The sequence below is a fragment of the Micrococcus sp. GbtcB5 genome (assembly GCF_019091605.1).
Classification (GTDB): Bacteria; Actinomycetota; Actinomycetes; order Actinomycetales; family Micrococcaceae; genus Micrococcus; species Micrococcus luteus.
The window spans coordinates 1-236 of sequence record NZ_JAGXJK010000472.1 but is presented as its reverse complement, the minus strand read 5'-3'; the positions used below and the strand labels follow the sequence as shown (position 1 = coordinate 236).

The 236-nt window shown below is 70.3% G+C and carries 1 protein-coding gene; it reads right to left on the bottom strand.

The features are described 5' to 3' along the window. Positions 1 to 207: hotdog domain-containing protein (locus KVS67_RS13155; RefSeq protein WP_305799843.1), on the bottom strand; the 207-nt coding region annotated here is incomplete at its 3' end. Positions 208 to 236: the final 29 nt, after the last annotated feature.

The following is a 236-nucleotide window of genomic DNA, read 5'->3' as shown; positions in this document are numbered from 1 at the left end:
GACCTCGATCATGCGGTCGCGGCCGAACTCCACCGACTGGCGGGCGGTCGCCACGAGGTGCGCGCCGCGCCTGGCGGGCGCCACGTAGGTGATCTCGGCGCGCCGGGTGACGGGGGCGGCGCCGTAGGTCGCCACGCAGTACGCCAGCGCCGAGTCCGCGAGGTGGAACAGGAAGCCGCCGTGGTAGATCTCGTGGGAGTTCACCATGTACGCTGTGTCTTAGTGGGGCATATCCC